Origin of the sequence: Streptomyces zinciresistens K42, assembly GCF_000225525.1 — a bacterium.
Taxonomy (GTDB): domain Bacteria; phylum Actinomycetota; class Actinomycetes; order Streptomycetales; family Streptomycetaceae; genus Streptomyces; species Streptomyces zinciresistens.
In genome coordinates this window covers 15,237-39,735 of record NZ_AGBF01000050.1, presented here as the reverse complement: position 1 = coordinate 39,735, position 24,499 = coordinate 15,237, and the positions used below count along the sequence as shown (strand labels likewise).

Here is a 24,499-nt window from a genome sequence, read left to right as displayed (position 1 = left end):
GCGGCCCGCCCCCGACGACCCCGCCTACCTCATCTACACCTCCGGGTCCACCGGGCTGCCCAAGGGCGTCGTCGTCACCCACCGCGCCATCGTCAACCGCCTCGCCTGGATGCAGGACGCCTACGGGCTGCGCGGCGACGACCGCGTGCTCCAGAAGACACCGTCCAGCTTCGACGTCTCCGTCTGGGAGTTCTTCTGGCCGCTCCTCGAAGGCGCGGCCGTCGTGCTCGCCCGGCCGGACGGCCACCGCGACCCCGCCTACCTGGCCGCCCTCGTGCGCGCCCGGTCCGTCACCACGATGCACTTCGTGCCGTCGATGCTGGAGGCGTTCCTGCGCTCCGAGGACGTCGGCACCGACCCCGCCTGGGCCGCCTCGCTGCGCCGCGTGTTCAGCAGCGGCGAGGCGCTGCCCGTCCCGGCCGCCCGGCGCTGGCGCGAGCTGACGGGCGTCGCGCTGCACAACCTGTACGGCCCCACCGAAGCAGCCGTCGACGTCACCCACCACCCCTGCGACGACCTCGGCGACGGCCCCTCCGTGCCCCTCGGCAGGCCCGTGTGGAACACCGGACTGCGTGTCCTGGACACCTGTCTGCGGCCCGTCCCCGACGGCGTCCCGGGCGAGCTGTACCTCACCGGCGTCCAGCTCGCCCGCGGCTACCACGCCCGGCCCGCGCTGACGGCCGAACGGTTCACCGCCGACCCCCACGGCCCCGCCGGAAGCCGCATGTACCGCACCGGCGACCTGGTACGGCGCCGCGCCGACGGCGTCGTGGAGTACCTGGGCCGCACCGACCGCCAGGTCAAGCTGCGCGGCAACCGCATCGAACCCGGGGAGATCGAGGCCGCCCTGGCCGGGCTGCCCGAGGTGGCGCAGGCGGCGGTCACCGTGCGCGAGGACACCCTCGTCGCCCACGTCGTCCCCGCGCCCGGCGTACGCCCCGGCCCCGCCGCGCTGCGCGACGCCCTCGCCGGCGTCCTGCCCGCGCCCCTGATCCCCGGCGCCTGGGTCGTCCTGGACGCCCTGCCGCTCACCCCCAGCGGCAAGCTCGACCGTGCCGCGCTGCCCGCCCCGCAGTCCGTCCGGGCGGCGCCGCGCGCCCCGCGCACCCCCCGCGAGCAGGTGCTCACGGAGATCTTCGCGGCCGTGCTGAAGCTGCCCGACGCCGGGGCCGACGACGACTTCTTCCTCCTCGGCGGCGACAGCATCAGCTCCATCGCCGTCGCCAGCCGGGCCCGCCGCGCCGGACTCGTCCTCGGACCGCGCGAGGTCTTCGAGCACCGCACCCCCGCCGCGCTGGCACGCGCGGCGAGCGCCGGCGCCGGCGCCCGCACCGCCCCGGACGCCCCCGCGTTCACCCTCACCGAGGACGAACGCGCCCGCGTGGAGCGGCTGGCCCCCGGCCGCGTCGAGGACGTCTGGCCGCTCGCCCCGCTCCAGGAAGGGCTGTTCTTCCACTCCGCCTACGACGACGGCGCCCTCGACGTCTACACCGTCCACGAGACCTTCGACCTCGCCGAACGCGTCGACGCCGAGCGGCTGCGCGCCGCCGTCCGCACCCTGCTGGCCCGCACCCCGGGGCTGCGGGCCGGGTTCACCGGCGACGGGCTGCGCCGGCCGGTGCAGTTCCTCGTGCGCGACGCCGCCGTCCCGCTCACCGAGGTCGACCTCAGCGCCCACCCCGCCGCCGAACAGGACGCGCGGATGGCCGCGTTGCTCGACGAGGAGCGCTCCCGCCGCTTCGACCTGTCCCGCCCGCTGCTCTTCCGCATCCTGCTCGTCCGGCTCGGCGCGGACCGCGGCGACCGGCTCGTCCTCGGACGCCACCTCATCCTCTGGGACGGCTGGTCGGCCTGGCTCTTCCTCGACCAGCTCTTCGCGCTCTACGCCTCCGGCGGCGACCCCGCCGGACTCGACCGCCCCGGCTCCTACCGCGACTACCTGACCTGGCTGGAACGCCAGGACGACGCCGAGGCGGCCCGCGCCTGGCGCACCGCCCTGGCCGGACTCGACGAACCGACCCTGCTCGTGCCCGGCACCGGCGACCGGGGCCCGCGGCCGGTGATCCCGCACCACCTGGACACCGTCCTCGACCCCGGCACCGCGACCCGGCTGCGCGAGACGGCCCGCGGCCACGGCCTGACCCTCAACACGGTGCTCAACGCCGCCTGGGGCCTCACCCTCGCCACCGCCACCGGCCGCACCGACGTCGTCTTCGGCACCACCGTCGCCGGACGGCCCAGCGACGTCCCCGACGTCGAGAACGTCATCGGCATGTTCCTCAACACCGTGCCCGCCCGCATCGCCCTCGACCCGCGCGAGCCGGTCCTCGGCCTGCTGCGCCGCGTCCAGGCGGAGCGCCTGGCACTGATGCCGTACGAGTACCTGGGCCTGGGCGTCCTCCAGGCCGAGACCGGCCACCGGCGGCTCTTCGACACCCTGTTCGTGCAGCGCAACGCCGACACCGACGACCGCCTCGCCGCACTGCGCGAGCGGCACGGCGCCACCGCCGTCGCCAACGTGGACGCCACCCACTACCCGGCCACCCTGGTGGTCACCCCCGGCGAACAGGTCCGTGTCACCCTCGCCCACCGGCCCGACCTGCTCGACGGCGACCAGGCCCGCCGCCTCCTGGACCGGTTCGTGCACTGGGTGGACCGCCTGACCGCCGACCCGGCCGCGCCCGTCGGCTCGCTCGACGCCCTGCTGCCCGCCGAGGCGGCCCGACTGGCCCGCGAGGACGCGCGGCAGCGCCAGCCCGTCCCGCACGAGACCGTCGCGGACCTGCTGGCCGCCCAGGCCGCCCGCACCCCGGGCGCCACCGCCCTCGTCTGCGGCCCGCACACCCTGACGTACGCCCAACTCGACGCCCGCGTCAACCGGTTGGCCCGCCTGCTGATCGCCCACGGCGCCCGTCCCGAGCAGGTCGTCGCCCTCGCGCTGCCCCGCTCGATCGACACCGTCGTCGCCCTGTTCGCCGTGCTGCGCACCGGCGCGGCCTATCTCCCGCTCGAACTGGACCACCCCGCCGAGCGGTTGTCGGCGACACTGGCCGACGCCCGCCCCCTGCTCCTGCTCTCCACCCGGGCCGTCTCCCGCACCCTCGCCGGCGACGGCCTCCCCCGGCTGCTGCTGGACGAGGAGTCGTTCGCGGACCGGCTCGCGGGCCTGCCCGCCGACCCCGTCGAGGTGTCCTTCCGCCTGGACCACCCCGCCTACGTCATCTACACCTCCGGCTCCACCGGCCGCCCCAAGGGCGTCGTCACGCCCTACGCCGGTCTGACCAACATGCAGCTCAACCACCGGGGGGAGATCTTCGCCCCGGCCGTCGCCGCCGCGGGCGACCGGCGGCTGCGCATCGCGCACACCGTGTCGTTCGCGTTCGACATGTCCTGGGAGGAACTCCTGTGGCTCGTCGAGGGACATGAGGTGCACATCTGCGACGAGGAGCTGCGCCGGGACGCCGTCGCCCTGGTGGCGTACTGCGAGGAGCACCGCGTCGACGTCGTCAACGTGACTCCGACGTACGCCCATCTCCTCATCGAGGAGGGCCTGCTGACGGGGCACCGCCCGCCCCTGGTGCTGCTCGGCGGCGAGGCGGTGACCGAGTCCGTGTGGAACACGCTCCGCGACACCGACGGCACCTACGGCTACAACCTCTACGGGCCCACCGAGTACACCATCAACACCCTCGGCGGCGGCACCCACGACAGCGCCACACCCACCGTGGGACGGCCGATCCGCGCCACCCGCGCCCGGATCCTCGACAGCTGGCTGCGCCCCGTACCGGACGGCGTGGCGGGGGAGTTGTACATCGCCGGCACGGGCCTGGCCCGCGGCTACCTGGACCGTCCCGGCCTGACCGCCGAACGGTTCGTCGCCGACCCGTACGGCCTGCCCGGCGAACGCGTCTACCGCACCGGCGACCTGGTGCGGCGCCGCGCCGACGGCAACCTCGACTTCCTCGGCCGCACCGACGACCAGGTCAAGATCCGCGGCCACCGCGTGGAACTCGGCGAGATCGAGACGGCCCTCGCCCGGCACCCCCGCGTCTCCCGGGCCGCCGTGCTCGCCCGCGACGACGACTCCGCCCCCGGCACCAAGCGCCTCGTCGGCTACGTCGTGGCCGCCGAACCCGACGCCGAGACCCGCCGGTCGGCCGAGCGCGAGCAGGTCGGCGAGTGGCGGGAGATCTACTCGGCCGAGTACAGCGAGATCGGCACCGCCCTGTTCACCGAGGACTTCGCCGGCTGGGACAACTCCTACGACGGCACGCCCATCCCGCTGGAGCACATGCGCGAGTGGCGCGAGGCCACCGTGCGCCGCATCCGCGAACTGCGGCCGCGCAACATCCTGGAGATCGGCGTCGGCTCCGGCCTGCTGCTCTCCCGGCTCGCCCCCGACGCCGACTCCTACTGGGCGACCGACTTCGCGGCCCCCGTGATCCGGGGGCTCGGTGAGGACCTCAAGGCCGACGCGGACCTGGCGCGCAAGGTCGAACTGCGCTGCCAGACCGCCGAGTCGACCGAGGGACTGCCCGCCGGGCACTTCGACACGATCGTCGTCAACTCCGTCGCCCAGTACTTCCCCAGCCTGGACCATCTGCGCACGGTGATCCGCGGCGCCCTGGACCTGCTCGCGCCGGGCGGCGCCCTCTTCCTCGGCGACCTGCGCGACCTGCGCCAGGCACGGGAGTTGCAGACCGGCATCCAGCACGCCCGCGCCGACGCCGGCACCGGCCCGCGCGACCTGCGCCGCGCCGTCGCGCGCGGGCTCGCCCTGGAGAAGGAACTCCTCGTCGACCCCGACTGGTTCACCACCCTCGGCGTCGGCGTCGACCTGCGCACCAAGGAGGGCCGCCACCACAACGAGCTCACCCGCTACCGCTACGACGTCGTCCTGTACGCCGACACCGCCGGCGCCGTACGCCTGGACGAGGTGCCCGAGGCCGGGCACGGCGACGACCTCGCCGGCCGCCTGGACGGGACGACGCCCCTGCGCGTGCGCCGCATCCCCGACGCCCGCACCTTCGCCGACCGGGCCGCCCTGCACGCCATGGACGGGTCCCCGGCCCCGCACCCGGGCGAGGACCCCGACGACGTCCGCCGGACCGGCGAGGCCCACGGCTACCGCGTCCTGACCACCTGGTCCGCCGAACCCGGCTTCTTCGACGCCGTGTTCGTCCCGCGGACCCACCGCGGACACACCCTCGGCCTGTACCGCCCCCGCGCCGACCGCGGGCCCGCCCCCTACGCCAACACCCCGAGCGCCACCCGCGGCGACGGCGCCCTGGTGCGCCGCCTGCGCGAGGACCTGGGGCAGCGGCTGCCCTCCTACATGGTCCCGGCCGCCTTCGTCGTCCTGCCCGGCCTGCCCATGAACGACAACGGCAAGCTGGACGTGCGCGCCCTGCCCGACCCCGAACCCGCCGCCGCCCTCACCGACGGCCGCGCACCGCGCACGCCCGTCGAAGAGGCGCTGTGCCGGCTGTTCTGCGAGGTCCTCGGCCTGCCGCGGACCGGCGCCGAGGACAACTTCTTCGACCTGGGCGGGCATTCCCTGCTCGCGACACGGCTGATCAGCCGGGCGCGCACCGAACTGGGCGCGGAACTCGCCATCCGCGACCTGTTCGAGGCCCCGACACCCGAGCGCCTCGCCCTGCGCGCCGAGGCGGGCGGTGCGGCCCGGCCCGCCCTGACGGCGGTGGCCGAACGCCCCGCGCGGATCGCGCTGTCGGCGGCCCAGCGGCGGCTGTGGCTCGTGGAGCGGATCACCGGCGACGGCGTCGCCTACCACTTCCCCCTGGTCTTCCGGCTGCGCGGCACCCTGGACACGGACGCGCTGCGCCGGGCACTCAACGATGTGACGGAACGTCACGAAGCTTTGCGCACACGGTTCCTGGAGGCGGACGGCGAGCCCTACCAGTGGATCGCGGCGCCCGGCGAGGCCGAACCCGCCTTCCTCGTCGAGGACTGCGCCGAGGCCGCGCTGCCCGCCCGCATCGAGGCCGCCCAGCGCCGGCCGTTCGACCTCGCCCGTGAACTCCCGCTGCGCGCCGAGGTGCTGCGCGTCGGCCCGCAGGACACGGTGGTCGCGCTCGTGCTCCACCACATCACCACCGACGAGTGGTCCGACCGCCCCTTCCTCACCGACCTCGGCCACGCCTACACGGCACGCGCCGCCGGCCACGCCCCGCGGTGGACGCCGCTGCCCGCGCAGTACGCCGACTACACCCTGTGGCAGGAACGCCTCCTCGCCGAGGTGGGCCGCCGCCAGCTCGACTTCTGGACCCGGACGCTGCGCGGCGTCCCCGAGGAGATCCCGCTGCCCCTGGACCGCCCCGCCGCCGCCCGCGCCACCGGACGGGGAGCCGTCGTCCGGGGCCGGCTGCCCGAGGCGGCCGGGGACGCCCTGCGCGCCCTGGCCGCGACCCGCCGGGCCAGTATGTTCATGCTGTTCCAGGCGGCGACGGCGGCGCTGCTGCACCGGCTCGGCGCGGGCGACGACATCCCCCTCGGAGCGCCGATCGCGGGCCGCACCGACAGCGCGGCCGACGACCTGGTCGGCTTCTTCGTCAACACGCTCGTGCTGCGCACGGACCTGTCCGCAGACCCCTCCTTCACCGAACTCCTCGACCGGGTGCGCGAGTCCTGCCTCGCCGCCTTCGAGCACCAGGACGTGCCCTTCGACCAGGTCGTGGACGCGGTCAACCCGGCCCGCGCCGCCGACCGCAACCCGCTGTTCCAGGTGATGCTCGGCTACCACCACCGCCCCGACGGCGACCCCGTCCTGTTCGGACTGCCCACCGAGTGGTGCGACACGGACACCGGGACCGCCAAGTTCGACCTGGACTTCACGGTCGTCGACCACGGCCCCGGCCGCGAGCTGCCGCTGCTCCTGGAGTACGGCACCGACCGCACCGACCCGCAGACCGCGCGGGCCCTCCTCGACCGGCTGGCCGGCCTGCTGGAGCAGATCGCCCGGGACCCGGCACGGCCCGTGAGCACCCTGCGCGTCCTCACCGACGCCGAGGAGTCGGCCGCCGCCGGCGAGTGGAACGCCACGGACCGCCCGCCGCAGACCCGCACCGTCACCGCGCTCCTCGACGACACCGTACGCGCCCGTCCCGACGCGACCGCGCTGGTCACCGGCGCCGCCCGGCTGACCTTCCGCGAGCTGTCCGAGCGCGTCGACGCCCTCGCCCGGCTGCTGGTGCGCCGCGGAGCCGGACCCGAGACCGTCGTCGGCCTCGCCCTGCCCCGCCACCTCATGGTCCCGGCGATCCTCGGCGTGCTGAGGTCCGGCGCCGCCTATCTGCCCCTGGACCCCGAACTCCCCGCCGAGCGCCTGCGGTTCATGCTCAGGGACGCGGCCCCCCTGTGCATGCTGACCACGGCCGCACTGGCCCCCGCGCTCCCCGACGGCCCCGACCGCGTGCTGCTCGACGCGGCCCCGCCGGCCGCCGGCGCCACCCCCCTGCCCGCCCCGCCCGCCCCCGATCACGCCGCCTACGTCATCTTCACCTCCGGCTCCACCGGCACCCCCAAGGGCGTGATCGGCACCCACCGGGGCCTGAGCAACCTCTACGCCGCCCACCTGGACGACCTCGTCCGCCCCGCGGAGCAGGCCGCCGGACGCGCCCCGCTGCGGGCCGTGCACGCCGCGTCCTTCAGCTTCGACGGCTCCTGGGACCCCCTGCTGTGGCTGCTCGCCGGCCACGAACTGCACGTCACCGACGAGGCCACCATGGCCGACCCGGCCGCGCTCCTGGCCCACCTGGGCCGGGAGTCGATCGACTTCCTCGACGTCACGCCCACCTATCTGCGCGAGCTGATCCACCACGGCTTCCTGGAGCCCGGCGCCCACCTCCCCGGGGTCCTCACCGTCGGCGGCGAGGCCATCGCGCCCGCGCTGTGGGAGCGGCTGTGCGCCCTTCCCGGCGTCCAGGTCCGCGACCTGTACGGCCCCACCGAGTGCGCGGTCGACGCCTACGGCCGCCACCACGACGCCGCCGGCCGGTGGGCCGCCCCGCTCGACAACATCCGCGCCCACGTCCTGGACCGCGCGCTGCGGCCCGTGCCCGTCGGCGTGCCGGGCGAGCTGTACCTCGCGGGCGCGGGCCTCGCGCGCGGCTACCTCAACCGCCCCGCGCTGACCGCCGAGCGGTTCACCGCCGACCCCTTCGGCCCGCCCGGCAGCCGCCTGTACCGCACCGGCGACCTCGCCCGCCGGCTGCGCGACGGCAGCCTGGAGTTCCTCGGCCGCACCGACGGCCAGGTCAAGCTGCGCGGCTTCCGCGTCGAGCCCGGCGAGATCGAGGCGTGCCTCGCCGCCCACCCCGACGTGGCGGCCGCCGCCGTGGTGCTGCGCGAGGACACCCCCGGGGTACGCCGCCTCGTGGCGTACGTCCTGCCGGCCGGCGACCGGACGCCGGAGCCGGCCGCCCTGCGCGAGCGCGCCGCCGCCGCGCTGCCCTCGCACATGGTCCCGGCCGCGTTCGTCACGGTGGCCGCCCTCCCGCGCACCGTCAACGGCAAGCTCGACGAACGGGCCCTGCCCGCACCCGACTTCGCCGACCTCACCTCCGGACGCAGGCCCCGGACACCGCAGGAGGACCTGCTGTGCGAGGCGTTCGCGGCCGTCCTCGACGTGCCCGAGGTCGGCATCGACGACGACTTCTTCGCCCTGGGCGGCCACTCCCTGCTCGCCATGCGGCTCACCGCCCGCCTGCGCGCGGTCCTCGGCGCCGAGGTGGCCCTGCGCACCGTGTTCGACGCGCCCACCGTGGCCCGCCTCGCCGCACACCTCGCCCGCGGCAACGCCCCCCGCGCCACCGCACGCCCGGCCCTGACGGCCGGTCCGCGCCCCGAGCGGCTGCCGCTCTCCTCCGCCCAGCGCCGCCTGTGGGTGCTCCACCAGGTGGAGGGCCCCAGCGCCACCTACAACATCCCCTCGGCCTGGCGGCTCACGGGCGCGCTGGACGTCGAGGCCCTGCGTGCCGCCGTGCACGACGTCGTCGAACGGCACGAGACGCTGCGCACCGTCTTCCCCGACGAGGACGGGCGGGCCCGCCAGCACGTGCTCGCCCCGCACGAGGTGCGCGTCCCCTTCGAGGTCACGGACACCGGCGAGGAGCGGCTGGCCCAACTGCTGGAACAGGCCGGCGCCCACGGCTTCGCCCTGGACCGCGAACCCCCCCTGCGCGTCCACGTGTTCCGCACGGCGGAGCGGGAGTGGACGCTGCTGCTCCTGCTGCACCACATCGCGGGCGACGAGTGGTCGGACGCGCCCCTCAACCGGGACCTGGCCCTCGCCTACCAGGCCCGCACGCGCGGCCACGCCCCGCACTGGGCGCCCCTGGAAGTCCAGTACGCCGACTACACCCTGTGGCAGGAGCGCCTGCTGGCCGAGGTCGGCGAACGTCAACTCGCCTACTGGCGGCAGGCGCTGGCGGGCCTGCCGGAGGAACTGGAGCTGCCCGCCGACCGGCCCCGGCCCCTGGAGGCCAGCTACCGGGGCGGCTCGGCGGATCTGTCCCTGGACGCCGAACTGGCCGCCGGGCTGCACCGGCTGGCCCGCGACAACGGCGTCAGCGTGTTCATGGTGCTCCAGGCCGCCGTGGCCACCCTCCTCACCCGGCTCGGCGCCGGACACGACATCCCGATCGGCAGCCCCATCTCCGGACGGACCGACGCGGCCCTGGAGGACCTGGTCGGCTTCTTCCTCAACACGCTGGTGCTGCGCACCGACACCTCGGGCGACCCCGCCTTCCGCGACCTGCTGGCCCGGGTGCGGGAGACCGACCTCGCGGCCTTCGAGCACCAGGACGTGCCCTTCGAGCGGCTGGTCGAGACCCTCAACCCGGCCCGCTCGCTCGCCCGGCACCCGCTGTTCCAGGTGATGGTGGTGTACCTCGCCGCCGGCGGCCCGGACACCTCCCTGCCCGGACTGCGCGCCCGCCGCGACGAAGTGGCCCAGCACACGGCCAAGTTCGACCTGTCCTTCGACTTCGTGGAGCGCGGCGACGGCAGCGGGGCGGTCGACGGCGTCCTGGAGTACAGCGCCGACCTCTTCGACCACGCCACCGCCCAGTCCTTCGCCGACCGGCTGCGCCGCGTCCTGCGCGCCGTGACCGCCGACCCCGGCATCACCGTCGAGCGGGTGGACGTCCTGGGCGCCGGCGAACGGCACCGCCTGGAGTCCGGCTGGCACAGCGGGCCCGCCCCCGCCCCCCCGACGACCGTGCCGGCCCTGTTCGAGGAACGCGTCCGCGCCTGCCCCGGCCTGCCCGCGGCGGCCTCCGAGGGCGTCGCACTCACCTTCGCCGAACTCAACGCGCGGGCCAACCGGCTGGCCCGGCTGCTCGTCGCCGAGGGCGCCGGGCCCGAGCGGCTGGTGGCGCTGGCCCTGCCGCGCACCGCCGGATTCCTCACGGCCGTCCTCGCCGTGCACAAGGCGGGCGCGGCCTATCTGCCGCTCGACCCCGACGCCCCGGCCGAGCGCACCGCGGACGTCCTCCACGACGCCCGCCCCGCCCTGACGCTCACCACCCGCGCGCTCGCCGACCGCCTGCCCCCGCACACCGCGACCCTGCTGCTGGACGCACCCGGCGTCCAGGCCCGCACGGCCGCCGAGAATCCCGCCGACCTCACGGACCGCGACCGCACCGCCGCCCTGACACCCCGTCATCCCGCCTACGTCATCTACACCTCGGGCTCCACCGGCCGTCCCAAGGGCGTCGTGATCACCCACGAGACCCTCGGCAACCTCTTCCACAGCCACCGCGAGACCCTGTACGCCCCCGCCGTCCAGGCCACCGGGCGCCGCCACCTGCGCGCGGGGCACGCCTGGTCGTTCTTCTTCGACGCCTCCTGGCAGCCCCAGTTGTGGCTGCTCGACGGCCACTGCGTGCACATCGTCTCCGAGGAGGTCAGGCGCGACCCCGGCCTGCTGGCCGCGGCCGTGCGCGCGCACCGCTTCGACTTCCTGGAGGTGACGCCGTCCTTCTTCGCCCAGATGGCCGACGCGGGCCTGCTCGACGGCGACGACTGCCCGCTCGCCGTGGTGGGCGTCGGCGGCGAGGCCGTGCCGGTGGAGCAGTGGCGGCGGCTCGCCGCGCTGCGCACCACCCGGGCCGTCAACCTCTACGGGCCGACCGAGTCCACCGTGGACGCCCTGGTGGCCCGGGTCGCCGACAGTGAACGCCCGCTCGTGGGACGGCCGGTGGCGGGCACCCGCGCGTACGTCCTGGACGGACGGCTCCAGCCGGTGCCCCCGGGCGTCGGCGGCGAGCTGTACCTGGCGGGCGGCGGACTGGCCCGCGGCTACCTGCGAGCCCCCGCGCTGACCGCGGAGCGCTTCGTCGCCGACCCCTTCGGCCCGCCCGGCGCACGCCTGTACCGCACCGGCGACCTGGCCCGCTGGACGGCCGACGGCCGCCTCGACTACCTCGGCCGGGCCGACGACCAGGTCAAGATCCGCGGCTTCCGCATCGAGCCGGCCGAGATCGAGTCCGCCCTCACCGCACACCCCGACGCCGCCCAGGCCCTGGTGACGGTCCGTCAAGAGAGCGCCCGTACGCTGCTGGTGGCGTACGTCGTGCCCGTTCCGCAGAGGGCGGCGGACCCGGCGTCGCTGCGCGCCCACGTCGCCGCCCGGCTCCCCGACCACATGGTCCCGGCGGCCGTCGTCCTCCTCGACGCGCTGCCCAGACTCGCAGGCGGCAAGCTGGACCGGTCGGCCCTGCCCGCACCCGACTTCGCCGCGCTGTCCTCGGGCCGCGCCCCCGCCACCCCCGTGGAGCGCACCCTCGCCGCGGTCTTCGCCGAGGTGCTCGGCCTCGAACAGGTCGGCGCGGACGACGACTTCTTCACCCTGGGCGGCGACAGCATCGTCGCGATGCAGCTCGTCGCCCGCGCCCGCGCCGCCGGTGTGCGGATCACCCCGCGCCTGGTCTTCCGGCACCGCACGGTGGCCGCGCTGGGCACACGCGCCCAGCCGGTCGCCACCGACGCGGCGCGCCCCGCGGACGACGGCACCGGAATCGTCCCGCTCACCCCGGTCATGCACTGGCTGCGCGAACTGGGCGGCCCGTTCTCCACCTACCACCAGGCCGCTCTCGTGCGCACCCCGGCGGACCTGGACCTGCCCGGCCTCACCTCCGTGCTGCGGGCCCTGGCCGACCGCCACGACCTGCTGCGCGCCCGCCTCGTACGCCCCTCGGCCGAGGCCGCCGAGGACTGGTCGCTGCACGTCCCGCCGGCCGGATCGGCCGACGTCGCCGGATGGCTCGAACGGGTGGACGTGACCGGGCTCGACGCCGGTGGCCTGGAGGAGACCGTACGGCAACAAGCCCATGCCGCACGGGAGTCGCTCGACCCGGACGCGGGCGTGATGGTGCGTGCGGTGTGGTTCGACGCGGGCGGCGCCCCCGGCCGGCTGCTGCTGATGGCCCATCACCTGGTGGTGGACGGCGTGTCGTGGCGGGTGCTGCTGCCCGACCTCGCCGCGGCCTGGCGGGACGTCCGCGCCGGCCGGACGGCCCGACTGGTCCCCGTCGAGACCTCCTTCGCCCGCTGGTCGCGCCGGCTGACCGAACTGGCCCGGGAACCGGCCAGGGAGGCCGAACTCCCCGTGTGGACCGCCGTCCTGGACGGCGGCGGCGCCTTCCCGCTCACCCGCCCGCTCGACCCGGACCGCGACACCACCGCCACCCAGCGCGAGGTCGTCCTGCGGATGCCGGCCGACCGTACCGGCCCCCTGCTGTCCGCGGTCCCGGCGGCGTTCGGGGCCGGCGTCAACGACGTGCTGCTCGCCGCCCTCGCCCTCGCCTTCGCCGACTGGCGGCGGCGCAACGGCGGTTCGGACACCGCGCTGCTGGTCGACCTGGAGGGGCACGGCCGCGAGGAGGAACTGACCGGTGACGGCACCGACCTCTCCCGGACGGTGGGCTGGTTCACCAGCGTCTTCCCCGTACGGCTCGACGCCGGTCCGGCCGAGCCCGCCGACGCCTTCGCGGGCGGCCCGGCCGCCGAGGAGGCAGTGCGGCGGGTGCGCGGCCAACTCGCCGCCCTGCCCGCGAACGGCGTCGGATACGGCCTGCTGCGGCACCTCAATCCGCGTACCCGTGAGGTGCTGGCCGCCCGGGAACCGGCCCGTGTCGAGTTCAACTACCTGGGCCGGTTCGGCATCCCGGACGACACGGACTGGTCGTACGCCCCCGAGGAGGACGCCGCCGACATCGGCCCCGGCCCGGCCATGCGCGAGGGCCACGCGCTGAGCATCAACGTGGTCGCCGAGGACCGGGCGGACGGGCCGGTCCTGGCCGCCCACTGGTCCTACCTGGAAGGGCTGTTGACCCGCGCATGCGTCGAGGACCTGGCCAGGACCTGGTTCCGGGCGCTGAGCGGACTCGTCGCGCGGGCCCGGCGCCCCTGACCCACTCGTTCCGCAGGACCGGGCGCGACCGTGCCCGACCGTGAGGAGAGGAAGAGCATGACCAATCCGTTCGAGGACCCCGAGGGCGTCTACCTGGTGCTCGTCAACGACGAGGACCAGCACAGCCTGTGGCCGGACTTCGCCGACGTCCCGGCCGGGTGGCGCGCCGTCCACGGCCCCGCCGCGCGCCAGTCCTGCCTGGACTACGTCGAGACCCACTGGACCGACATGCGGCCCCGCAGCCTCGCCGAGGCCATGGACGGCTGAGCGCACCGGGCACGCACGAGGGGGCGGCCGCGCACGGCCGCCCCCTCGTCACGCGCGGGCGCTCAGGACGCCGGCTGCTCCACCTTCGTGCCGGTCCTGCCGTCGACGGCCGCCGCCAGCTGCGGGGCCAGCCGCTCCACGACGTAGGGCAGGCTCAGCACCGACACGAACGACGTGGCGTTGCCGTAGTCGCTGCTCTCGTCGACGAAGACCTCGCGGCCCTCCTTCACCACGCCCAGGTCCTTGTAGGAGGCGTCCTTGCGCAGCTTCGCGGACTCCTTGGCGACGTCGCCGACGATCCACACGAGCGCGTCCTGGTCCAGCAGGTCGGTGCGCTCCTTGCTGATGTTGGCGCCGAACTTGTCCCCGATGGCCTTGTCGAGGTCCTTGGGCAGACCGAAGCCGAGCCCGGTCAGGATCCGGGAGCGCGAGTCCTGGCTGCCGAAGACGAACATGCCCTCGTACGGCGTGGCCATCACCGCGCTCGCGCCCTTGAACGCCGGGTACTTGTCGGCCGCGGCCCGGATCGCGGCCTCGGTGCCGGCGACGGCCTTCGACGCCTCGTCGGGCTTGCCGAGCGCCCGCCCGACCGTCTTCGTCAGCTCCTGCCAGGGGACGCCGTAGTCGTTGTACTGCTTGGGCTGGGCGACCACGGGCGCGAACTTGGACAGCGACGTGTACTGGTCCTTGGTCAGACCGCTGTAGACGGCGAGGATCAGGTCGGGCCTGAGCGCGGCGATCTTCTCGATCTGCGGGCCCGTGCCGGTGTCCTTGAGCACCGTCGGCGGCTGCGCGCCGCCCAGCCGGTCGGCGGCCCAGGGCCCGATGGCGCCCTTGTAGCCGCCCAGCCACTCGGTGGTGCCCACGGGCACCTCGCCCAGGGCGAGGACGGCGTCCTGGTCGGTCAGACCGACGGTGACGATCCGCTTCGGCACGGACCGTATCGTCGTACTGCCGTACTTGTGCGCGACGGTGACCGGGAAGGCGGACGAGCCGGAGCCGCTCGCCTTCGCACCGGTGTCCGAGGACCCGGACCCCGAGTCCTCACCGGCGCACGCCGTGGCGGTGGACAGGAGCAGGAGGGCGGCGGCGAGCGCGGCGGCGAGCCGTGGTGCTCTGCGGGAGCGGAACATCGGTGGTCCTTCGGTTCGGTTTCCTGTGGAGCGGGGCGGTGCGGGGGGTGGCTGCGCGCGGGGGCCGCGCCTGGTGACACGGCACTAGGCACCCGTGTCGCGGGTGTCCGACCAGGCCCCCCAGAGGGTCGCGTAGCGTCCGCCGAGAGCGCGCAGTTCGTCGTGGGTGCCGCTCTCGACGATCCGCCCGGCGTCCATGACGACGATCCGGTCGGCGCTCGCGGCCTGGCTGAGGCGGTGCGCCACGATCAGCGCGGTGCGTCCGTCCACGGCGCGGGCCACGGCCTTCTCCAGGGCGCGCGCGCCGGAGCTGCCCGCCTCCGCCGTGGCCTCGTCGAGGATCACCAGCGGCGGGTCGGCGAGGATCAGCCGGGCGAGCGCCAGGGCCTGGGTCCGCGCGCCGCCGAGCCGGTGCCCGCCGTCGCCGACCACGGTCGACAGGCCCTCGGGCAGGGCCTCGGCCCAGCCGAGGGCGTCCACCCGGTCGAGCGCGGCGCGCAGTTCGTCGTCGGTGGCGTCGGGCGCGGCGAGCCGGAGGTCGTCCGCGAGCGGGCCGGCGAAGACATGGGTCTCCTGGGTGATCAGGGCGAGGGTGCGGCGGGCGGTGGCCGCGCCGAGTCCGGCGGGCGGGACGCCGCCGACCAGGACGGTGCCGGTGGTGGGCGGCTGGATGCCCGCGACCAGCCGGGCCAGCGTCGTCTTGCCGGCTCCGCTGGCACCGACCAGGGCCACCCGTTCACCGGGCCGGATCGTCAACTCGACGTCGCTGAGCACCGGATGGCCGGGCCGGTAGCAGTGGCCGAGCCCGCGGACGACCACGTCGACCCGTTCCGTACGGGCCTCGCGCGCGGGGGGCGGGGGCGGCGGCCGGTCGGTGACGCCGACCAGCCGGGACAGTCCTGCCGTGGCGGACTGGGCGTCGTCGAGCAGCACGAGGGCGGCGTTGACGGGGGTGAACAGGCTGTGGAAGTACAGGGCCGCGGCGGTCGCCGTGCCGACGGACGCGGAGTCCCGGCTGACCAGCCAGTACCCGGTCAGCAGCACGGCGGCGAGGCCGAGGTACTCGGCGACGTGCAGCCGGCTGTAGAAGCCGAGGACGAGCCGGACACCGCGCATGGTCAGGTCGACCACGGACCAGGACCGCTCGGTGACCCGTTCGACGTGCTCGCGCTCCAGCCGCAGGGCCCGAACCGTCGGGCCGCCCGCGACGGTGTCGAGGAGCTGCTGCTGCTGGGCGCCCGCCGCGACGCGCTGGCGGGCGTAGAGCGGCACGGCCTGGGACACGTACCAGCGGGCGGTGGCCACCTGCACCGGCACCGCCAGCAGCGCGGCCAGCAGGAACCGCCAGTCGAGCAGGGCCATCGCGCCCAGGGTGAGGACGATGGTGAGCAGGGAACGCGCCAGTTCCGGAAGGGCGGTGCGCACCGCCTCGGCGATGAGCGCGACATCGGCGGTGACCCGAGCCGTCAGATCGCCCGCGCCGGCCTTCTCGACCTGTTCCAGCGGCAGGCCCAGCGCCCGGTCCACGAACCGCTCGCGCAGCCGCGCCAGGGTGCTCTCGCCCAGCCGGGACAGCAGCGACAGGCCGTAGCCGGAGGTCAGTCCCTGCACCACGGCGACCGCCGCGAGCAGGGCAGCGGTGGTGGTGAGGGCGTCCGCGGAACCGGCGTCGGCGGCAAGGTCCACGATCCGGCCGAGCAGCGGCTGGGTGAGCAGCCCGATCGCCGTGGAACCCACCATGACGGCCAGCGCGGTCAGCGCCAACGCCCTCTGAGGGCGCAGCAGTTCGGCGACGGCGGCCCGGGTGCGCGCGGGTGTGGCGACGGGCAGCAGCGTCGACGCGGTCGGCGCCGCGGTCTCGGTCCCGCTCATGCGAGCACCGCCGTACGGTAGTCGGCGCGGGCCTGGACCAGCGCGTCGTGGCCGCCGGTCGCGGCGATCCGGCCGGCGTCGAGGAGGACCACCCGACCGGTCCGGGCCAGCAGCGCGGGGCTGTTGGTCACCAGGAGCGTGGTGCGGCCCTCGCGCAGCGCGCCGATCCCGGCGGCCATCCGGACCTCGGTGACGGCGTCCACCGCCGTCGTCGGCTCGTGCAGGACGAGCACGGGCGCGTCGGCGGCCAATGCCCGCGCGAGGGCGACCCGTTGGCGCTGGCCGCCGGAGAGCGAGTGGCCCCGGGCGGTGACGGCTGCGGCGAGGCCGTCGGGCAGGGCGCGGACCACCTCGTCCGTGCCGGACGCGGCGAGCGCGGCCGTGACGTCGGCGCCGGAGGCGGCCGCGCCGACGTTCTCCAGCAGGGTCCCCTCGAAGAGGTCCGCGTCGTGCTCGGCGACCAGCACGGCGGCCCGCAGCCGGGACAGGGCGAGCGCTCTGACGTCCGTGCCGTCGAGTTCCACGGAGCCCTCCTCGGGGTCGGAGCGCCGGGCGAGGCAGCGCAGCAGGGCGGCGGCGTCGGCCGGGTCGGTGGTGACCACGCCGACGATCTCGCCGGGGGAGACGTCGAGGTCCACGCCGCGCAGCGGCCCGTACGACACGCCGCGCAGCCTCAGCCGGCCCGCCGCCGGGAGCGCCGGGCCGGTGTCCCCCGCGGGGCCGTCGGTGACGGCGTGAGCGCTGTCGAGGACCGCGGCGATCCGGGCGGCGGAGGCACGCCCCTGGGCCAGCTGGGCGTAGACCCAGGAGAACTCCGAGAGCGGGCCGATCAGGAACAGGGCGAGCGCGACGGAGGACACCAGCTCGCCGAGGCCGATGGCGCCGGACGCGGCGAGCCGCCCGCCGACCAGGGCCACCACGGCGAGGAAGGTGCCGGTGAGGAGCGTGACGACGCCGCTCTGCCACGCCTCGGCGCGCGCCGCGCGCAGGGTGGCGGTCAGCGAGTCCTGGCTGATGCGGCGGTAGCGGGCCACCGCCGCCCGCTCGGCGCCGATGCCCTTGAGCACGCGCAGCCCCGCCACCAGGTCGGCGGCGACGCCGGACGCGCGGGCCGCGCGGTCCTGCTCGGTCGCGCTGCGCCGCTCCAGCGGCTTGCTCAGCAGATGAACCAGCCACAGCAGCAGGGGAGTTCCGAGCAGCACGAGCAGACCGAGCGGCAGGGAGATGCGCAGCAGGACGACCGCGCCCACCGCGAGACCGGTCGTGGCGCCGATGCCGACGATGAGGGCCATCGTGACGGCGCCGACCCGTTTGGCGTCCTCCGTCGCGGTGTTGGCCAGCTCGCCGGGCAACCGGCCCTCGTCCGCGCCGCCTTCCGGGGCGAGGACGCGCTCGACGAGCGCGGTCCTGAGCCGGTGCGCGGCCGTCACCGAGGCGCGCTCCCCTGCCCGCGCGCCGAAGCGGAAGCTGTACGACAGGCCGACGTAGACCGCGGCGAGGACGCCGAGCCACAGCAGCAGTCCCGGGAGGTCGCCGCCCACGATGCCCCGGTCGACGGCCAGGCCGATGAGCACCGGCACTAGGGCCTCGCCCGTCTGATGGCCCATCCCGAAGACGGAACCGATCACGAGGTCACGGCGCCGGCCGCGCACCGCACGCCACAGGAGCCTCCGTCCCGGCAGGTCCGCTTCTCTCAACGCATCCCTCCGGAAGGGGGTTTCACGGCGTCCTGACACGCCCCAGTCGAACTTAGGTAAGCCTAACCATAAGGATCGTCATCTGCCACCCCTTCGCACGGGCCGGGGGAGTCGGCGCCGGGTCCGCGACGCGTACGGCCGTCCCGTGGCCGCGCCGGTCCCGCTCCGCACAGGAACCAATCAGGCCATCCTGTACAACTCGGTTCAACGGGGGCCGCATGAGCCAGATCCGGCACCGCGCCGGCCGCACCGCGACGGCGGCCGTCACCCTGCTGACGGCGGCGTACGTGGTCGAGCACGGAAAGCTCAGCCCCGTCTGAACCGGCGACCGCACGCCCGCCGTACGCAGGTCGCGGCCACCGTACGGCAACTCGCCGTCGGCGCAAGGCGGTTGGGGACGGGGCGAGGTCCCGAACCGCACGGACGCGTCTGCGCGGAGGCTCCGGCGGCGAGCGCGCCCGCTGCCGCGCTCCCGGCACGGCCCTTCGCCGTACGGGCCCCTCGCGCGCGGGCCGCGCCTCAGCCGCGCAGCGCCGACGCCCCCCTCGGCACCCAGCAGCGCAGCGGCGGAGCCGCCCGGACGGCTTCGGTCGTCATGACCGCCTCCCCTCTCCGGGGGCGCCCGCGATCCGGCGGCACGGCGGGGGGACAGGTGCTCTCACGGTGGCTCCCGGGATCGTCGCGGTCCGGTGTCCTCCCGGGCGGGGGACGGGAGCGTGCTCCCGGTCAGTCATCGCCCCGGACGATGTGGTCGTCGGCGCCGGCACGGGACGGTGTCCGGCGGCTCCTGTCCGCCACGGCGGGCACGCAGGTGCGGATCGCCGGGCTCCGGTGGTGGCGGGCCTTCGTCCAGCCCGTCTCGGGCACGTGCAGGACATTTCGCTTCATGGTGCGCGCAGTCACGGCGCTGTCACTTCTCTCTGCTTCTCGGGCTTCGGGCTTCGTCGCGTCCCGGGTGGCGCCGTCCTGCCGGGGAGCCGCCCCCGGGTCCGGCGGGGCCGCCCGCGCTCGCGGCGAGGGGGCCGTCCCACCTCGGATCAGGACCGCTCCCGGCTTCTGTTCGATACATCGTTCGAGTGCCCCGCTGTCCTGGCCGGAAACGGACCGCAGCTCACGCGTGTCGCTTCCTGAGTGGACGGGAGCGGACGGGAGCGGACGGGGCGGACGGGGCGGACGGGGCGGCGGGACCCTGGAGGACCCGCCCGCCGGTGCCGGGGCGTGAGCCGCGGCACCGGCACTCCCACGCCCGCGCGGAGGGGTGATCGCGCAGAGCCAGGACGTGTGGCTCTCGATCAGGCACTCCCACGCCCGCGCGGAGGGGTGGGGCCTTCTCTGTCGCGGAAGGGCTCGCCGCGCGGCGGGCCGTGCTGCACGGAAACCCGGTCCTCGGCTGCTGCCCGGCTCGGCATCCCCGCCGCCGGCCCAGGGGTACGGCCGCACCCCTGGGCCGGCCCTCGGGTACGCGGTGGGAGGTGCCGGTCAGCCGGTTGCCGGCGCGCGGCTCGTGCGCGCCGCGTACGTGCCCCAGTGGTTGCCTCCGTGTGCTACTACGCGCCCCCGCCGTCCCCGGGGTGACACGATGTTCTGGCCATCGGGCAGGGCACCTCTGTGCCGCCGTCCGGCCGCTCCTGGCGGATTCCACGCAGCGGACGCCGGCGTTCACCCGGGTGGGCGCGACCCCGGGGAGCTTTCCGTTGCGGTCCGCGGCAAGGGGCAGGTGCCGGTCCCCGCTGGAGGCCCGAGGTCCAGTTGACATCTGCTCCAACCAGGCAAGGGCGCCATTTCCGTCTTGGTCGCATTGTCCGGAAAAGATGTGCCGGGCCACTGGAGTGCGGCGGTTAGGCTCCCGCTTGTTCCGGAGCATCCCACTCTCATCGACGCGGCTCACCCCCGGCGCCCGATGTGTCGTGCCCTCAGTCCGGAGAAGCAGTGACGGCACGCGTATCGAGTGACGGAACCGGACCGCAGCCCGCCCGACTGCCCCACGGCGCCGGCGCCACCGTCGCCGCCGGGTGCCTCCCCTGGCGCCGCGGGATGGCGCGCAAGGAGGCAATCCGTAAAGGAGGCAATCCATAGGTGTGGTTGCACTGAGGGAAAAGCCTCCGCCGCCACCCCCGCGCGCCACGGGGCGGCTGCGCCGCGTAGCCCCGTGGCAGCCCTGCCCGGAACAGCTGAGCCCCACTTCGAACGCCGTCTCATCTCGCTGGGTGGCACCTCACCCGTAGACAAGGAGCAGTCATGACCGAGATCAGTCAGTCCCAGTTCCGCCGGGAGGCCGCAGAACTCGCGCTGTGGGAGATGGCTTCCCCCGAGCCGGACGCCGCCGCTGCGTCCCTGCTCGCGCAGTTCGACTCCGGCAACGACGACCAGGGAGTGGGCAACAACGCGGTGGGAGACGGCAGTAGGCTGCCCGACCTGGGGGAGCTGTCGGACTTCGGTTCGTGGGAGTCCGTCGCCGCCACCATCGTGCACAAGGCCGAGAGCATCAGCGGCTTCGACCCGGGAGGCACGACCTTCGATCTGAAGTCGTGGAACGAATTCCTCAAGAAGTTCGCCACGATTCCCTTGTGCCTGCAGTACACGTATGACTACCGCGAGGCCAACATCTCCTCGCTCTCCCTCAAGAGCGCCCTCGACGCGGTGGACGACCTGGTCAAGAGTTTCATGTCGCCGGAGAATTACCTGGGGATCGTGGAATCCGTCAAGAAGGTCGGCCAGTTGGCGCTCTCGACCAAAGGGCAGACGCAGAAGAACAGCAACCAGCAGATCGGGTGCCTGTCGGTCCATGCCAGCAAGCTCTACCTCGGAGTCGTCCGGACCACGGTGTCGATGGAGCACAAGAAGGGCAAGGGGTACGAGCAGTTACAGCAGAGCCTCCAGGTCTACCGCGGCTACGGCGTGCTCGACTTCGACAAGTGCCGGCGCTCCGCCGACAAGCTGCTCGGTTGGGATGGCAAGGACGTGGATGACTGGGCGAACGACACGGCCAGCGCCTCGCAGCAGCCCAACCAGAGCCCTGCCTGGGACAATTGAGCCGGTCACGGCATTCCCGTAATCCACCGGACTCCCGGTGTGAGGCACCCCCCGCGTGCACGGTCTGTTCACGCGGGGGCTGCCGCCCCGGGAGCCACTCACCTCAGGCAGGTTCCATGTCCTCCAGAGAAGTGCTGCCGCCCGAGGGAGCGACGGTCTCGACCTTCACCGAGGTCCTCGCCGAGAACCTCGGCCACTCGGACAGCGGCTGCACCTTCATCCAGGACGACGGGCGCGAGCACTTCGTGAGCTGGTCGGAGCTGTCGCGGGAGGCCATGCGCCGGGGGCGCCGGCTGCTCCAGAGCGGCCTGCGCAAGGGAGAGCGCGTCGCGCTCATCGTCCCCGAGGAGCAGGAGTTCGTCCTGACCTTCCTGGGCGCGGTCTCGGTGGGCGTCATTGCGGTCCCCATGTACCCGCCCATGAGCTTCGGCAAGTTCGAGGCGTACCGCGAGGACGCCGCCAGCATCCTCCGCGCGGCGGGAGCCCGCGCGCTCTTGATGCCCCGGAGCCTGGCGGACCTGCTGGGCCCGCTCCTCCAGGCGGTCGACGGCCTGCAGGCCGTCGTCTCGGAGGAGTTCTTCGCCGAGCCCCTGCCGGGGGGTGCGCCCCGGCCCGAGGCGATCCTCCCGGAGGACGTGATGTTCCTGCAGTTCACCTCGGGGAGCACGGCGACTCCCAAGGGAGTGCGGGTCACGCACGCCAGCGCGCTCGCCAACTGCGCGGCCATCGTCAGCGCCCTGCGCCTTGAACGCGGGCGAGACCGGGGCGTGAGCTGGTTGCCCATGTACCACGACATGGGGCTGGTCGGTTTCGTGCTGGCGCCTCTGATGGCGCGCTGCCCGGTGAGCTTCCTCCCGACGCTGCGCTTCGCGCTCTCACCGGGGCTCTGGCTGGAAACGGTGAGCCGCCACCGCGCGACCGTGACCTTCGCGCCCAACTTCGGCCTGGCGATGGCCGTCAAGCACACCTCGGCGGAGGAGGTGAAGCGGCTGGACCTGTCCTGTTTGAGGGTCGTGGGCTGCGGCGCCGAGCCCAACCACCCGGAGACGCTGCGCTCCTTCGCGGCGCACTTCGCGGCTGCGGGGCTGAGGCCAGGGACAGTTGTGCCGTGTTACGGCATGGCGGAGGCGACGCTCGCGATCTCGTTCGGCGAGATCGGAGTTCCGCTCGCCCTGGATGTCATCCAGAAGGAGCCCTACCACGCGAGCGGCCTCGCGCGGCCCGCCTCGGAGGCGGAGGTTCCCGGGTCGCAGGTGGCGTTCGTGCCCTGCGGACGCCCCGTCGCGGGTCACCGCATCCTCATCGTGGACGATGAGGGGAATCCGCTCCCGGAGCGGCACATCGGCGAGGTGGTCTTCCAGGGGCCGAGCGTGGCCGCGGGCTACCACGGTGAGGCGGAGGCGACCCGGCGGAGCTTCACGGCTCACGGCCTGCGCACGGGGGACTGCGGATACCTGGCGGAAGGCATCCTCTACGTGACGAGCCGCAAGAAGGACCTGCTGATCATCAATGGGCGCAATCACGACCCGCAGACGGTGGAGTGGGCCGCGGCCGAGGTGCCCGGTCTGCGCAAGGGCAGCGTCGTGGCCTTCACCCGGCCGGGCCGGGCTACCGAGGAGGTGGTGATCGTCGCCGAGCTCCGCGCGGGGGACGCCGCCACGGTGGCCCGGCAGGTCCGCGGCCACATCCAGACGAAGCTGTCCCTGCCCGTGGCGGAGATCCTCCTCCTGGCGGCGGGGGAACTGCCCAAGACCTCCAGCGGCAAGGTGAAGCGGAGCAGGACGCGGCAGCAGTATCTCGAAGGGGTTCTCCACGGTGGAGCACTCCGGGCGAGGTGAACACCATCCGTACGCCCTCCATGAGGAGCAGCCATGAACACCCATCTGCCCCCCCAAGAGCGAGAGCGGCTGTACTCCCTGATCCGCGAGAAGTTGGATCTCAGCGACGCGGAGTGCCCCGAGGGGATCAAGGACACCACCATGGTGACCGAGCTGCCGGGGGTCGACTCCATGAAGCTCCTCCGACTGCTGGGCGCGGTCGAGCTGGGCTTCCTGGTCAACCTGGGCTTCGAGGCCATCCTCCGGGTGCAGACCGTGCAGGACGTCGAGCGGTTGATCTGCGAGTCGCGCGAGCAGTACGCCAGCCGCCCCTGAGTGCCGGAGGACAGCCGTGAGCACGGTGAATCAACAGCAGTTACTGCGCGAAGCGTTGGCGATCGCCATGTGGGCGCAGCCCAAGCAGGCGCCCCCGCGGGAGGCGCTGGCGAAGCTCGGCCTGCCGGGTCCCGTCGGCCGCGAGCTCGACTACGGCGACCAGGAGACGGGGGTGGGCAACACCTGTGGCGGGGACAGCGGCGGGCTGCCCGGCCTGGGGCCGCTGGCGCCCTTCGGCTCATGGCAGTCCGTGGCCGCCACCATCCTGCGCAAGACCGAGGACTCCGCCGGCTTCGATCAGTCATCCACCCTGTTCGATCTGATTCGGTGGATCATCTTCGAGCTCCAGTTCGAAACGATGCCGTTCCTCGCCCAGGTCACTGACGACAGCCGCGATGAATACATCTCGTCCCTCTCCCTGTCGCCGGCCATCTCGGCGGTGACCGACCTGGTCGGTGGTCTGGTGACGCCGGACACGCTCACCGGCATCATCAACTCCGTCCGGAAGATCGGCCAGTTGGCGGTCCAGAACGAGGGGCAGCAGGAGAAGGACAGCAACGTGCAGCAGGGGATCCTGGCCGTGGTGGACGGGGATCTGCGCCTCGGGCTGCTGCGGACCACGGTGCAGATGGAATACAGGACAGGCAAGGGGTACCAGCAGCTCAATCAGCAGATCACCGTCAGCCGTCTTTTCGGGAGCCTCGACTTCGACATGTGCATCCGGCACGCCGAGACGCTGCTGGAATGGGACGGACGGGACGTGGACGACTGGGTGAACGGCGCCTCCAGCTCTCCCTACCCCCCCAACACCAGCCCCGCCTGGGACGACTGAGCCGCTCTGGCGTCGGACCTGGCGGCGGTGGCCGACCTGAGTCCCTCCGAGCCGGCCGGCTGGTCCCGGGCGCACAC

Annotated in this window: 10 protein-coding genes; 6 read left to right on the top strand and 4 right to left on the bottom strand. The window is 74.3% G+C overall.

What is annotated here, in order from left to right; translation table 11 throughout:
- Both SZN_RS16785 and SZN_RS16780 read left to right on the top strand, forming a co-directional pair.
- A partial coding sequence (locus SZN_RS16785) for a non-ribosomal peptide synthetase (RefSeq protein ID WP_007496486.1) occupies nucleotides 1-13,435 on the top strand: 13,435 nt, incomplete at its 5' end.
- Between the two features lie 57 nt (nucleotides 13,436-13,492).
- Nucleotides 13,493-13,702, top strand: coding sequence for an MbtH family protein (locus tag SZN_RS16780; protein ID WP_007496485.1), 210 nt, complete (start codon nucleotides 13,493-13,495; stop codon nucleotides 13,700-13,702).
- Between the two features lie 62 nt (nucleotides 13,703-13,764).
- On the opposite strand, the gene SZN_RS16775 is transcribed toward SZN_RS16780, so the two are convergent.
- The 4 genes from SZN_RS16775 to SZN_RS41425 all read right to left on the bottom strand — a co-directional run bounded on the left by SZN_RS16775 (nucleotide 13,765) and on the right by SZN_RS41425 (nucleotide 19,292).
- Nucleotides 13,765-14,835 carry an iron-siderophore ABC transporter substrate-binding protein gene (locus SZN_RS16775; protein WP_007496483.1) on the bottom strand — a complete coding sequence of 357 codons (1,071 nt, stop codon included), beginning with the start codon at nucleotides 14,833-14,835 and terminating at the stop codon, nucleotides 13,765-13,767.
- Between the two features lie 84 nt (nucleotides 14,836-14,919).
- Complete coding sequence (locus tag SZN_RS16770) at nucleotides 14,920-16,707, bottom strand: ABC transporter ATP-binding protein (protein ID WP_007496481.1); 1,788 nt, start codon at nucleotides 16,705-16,707, stop codon at nucleotides 14,920-14,922.
- Nucleotides 16,704-18,404 carry an ABC transporter ATP-binding protein gene (locus SZN_RS16765; protein ID WP_043731185.1) on the bottom strand — a complete coding sequence of 567 codons (1,701 nt, stop codon included), beginning with the start codon at nucleotides 18,402-18,404 and terminating at the stop codon, nucleotides 16,704-16,706. The genes SZN_RS16770 and SZN_RS16765 overlap by 4 nt, the downstream gene beginning before the upstream one ends.
- A gap of 726 nt (nucleotides 18,405-19,130) precedes the next feature.
- Nucleotides 19,131-19,292, bottom strand: coding sequence for a hypothetical protein (locus SZN_RS41425; protein WP_167546309.1), 162 nt, complete (start codon nucleotides 19,290-19,292; stop codon nucleotides 19,131-19,133).
- Between the two features lie 1,350 nt (nucleotides 19,293-20,642).
- Here SZN_RS41425 and SZN_RS16760 point away from each other — a divergent pair.
- The 4 genes from SZN_RS16760 (at nucleotide 20,643) to SZN_RS16745 (ending at nucleotide 24,422) form a co-directional block, all read left to right on the top strand.
- A complete protein-coding gene (locus SZN_RS16760; RefSeq protein ID WP_007496477.1) occupies nucleotides 20,643-21,437 on the top strand; it encodes a hypothetical protein in 795 nt (264 codons plus the stop codon).
- A gap of 116 nt (nucleotides 21,438-21,553) precedes the next feature.
- Nucleotides 21,554-23,275 carry a fatty acyl-AMP ligase gene (locus tag SZN_RS16755; protein ID WP_007496476.1) on the top strand — a complete coding sequence of 574 codons (1,722 nt, stop codon included), beginning with the start codon at nucleotides 21,554-21,556 and terminating at the stop codon, nucleotides 23,273-23,275.
- 33 nt (nucleotides 23,276-23,308) lie between these two features.
- The gene (locus tag SZN_RS16750) at nucleotides 23,309-23,590 is read left to right on the top strand and encodes an acyl carrier protein (RefSeq protein WP_007496473.1); all 282 of its coding nucleotides are present in this window, start codon (nucleotides 23,309-23,311) and stop codon (nucleotides 23,588-23,590) included.
- Between the two features lie 16 nt (nucleotides 23,591-23,606).
- Nucleotides 23,607-24,422 carry a hypothetical protein gene (locus SZN_RS16745; protein ID WP_007496472.1) on the top strand — a complete coding sequence of 272 codons (816 nt, stop codon included), beginning with the start codon at nucleotides 23,607-23,609 and terminating at the stop codon, nucleotides 24,420-24,422.
- Nucleotides 24,423-24,499: the final 77 nt, after the last annotated feature.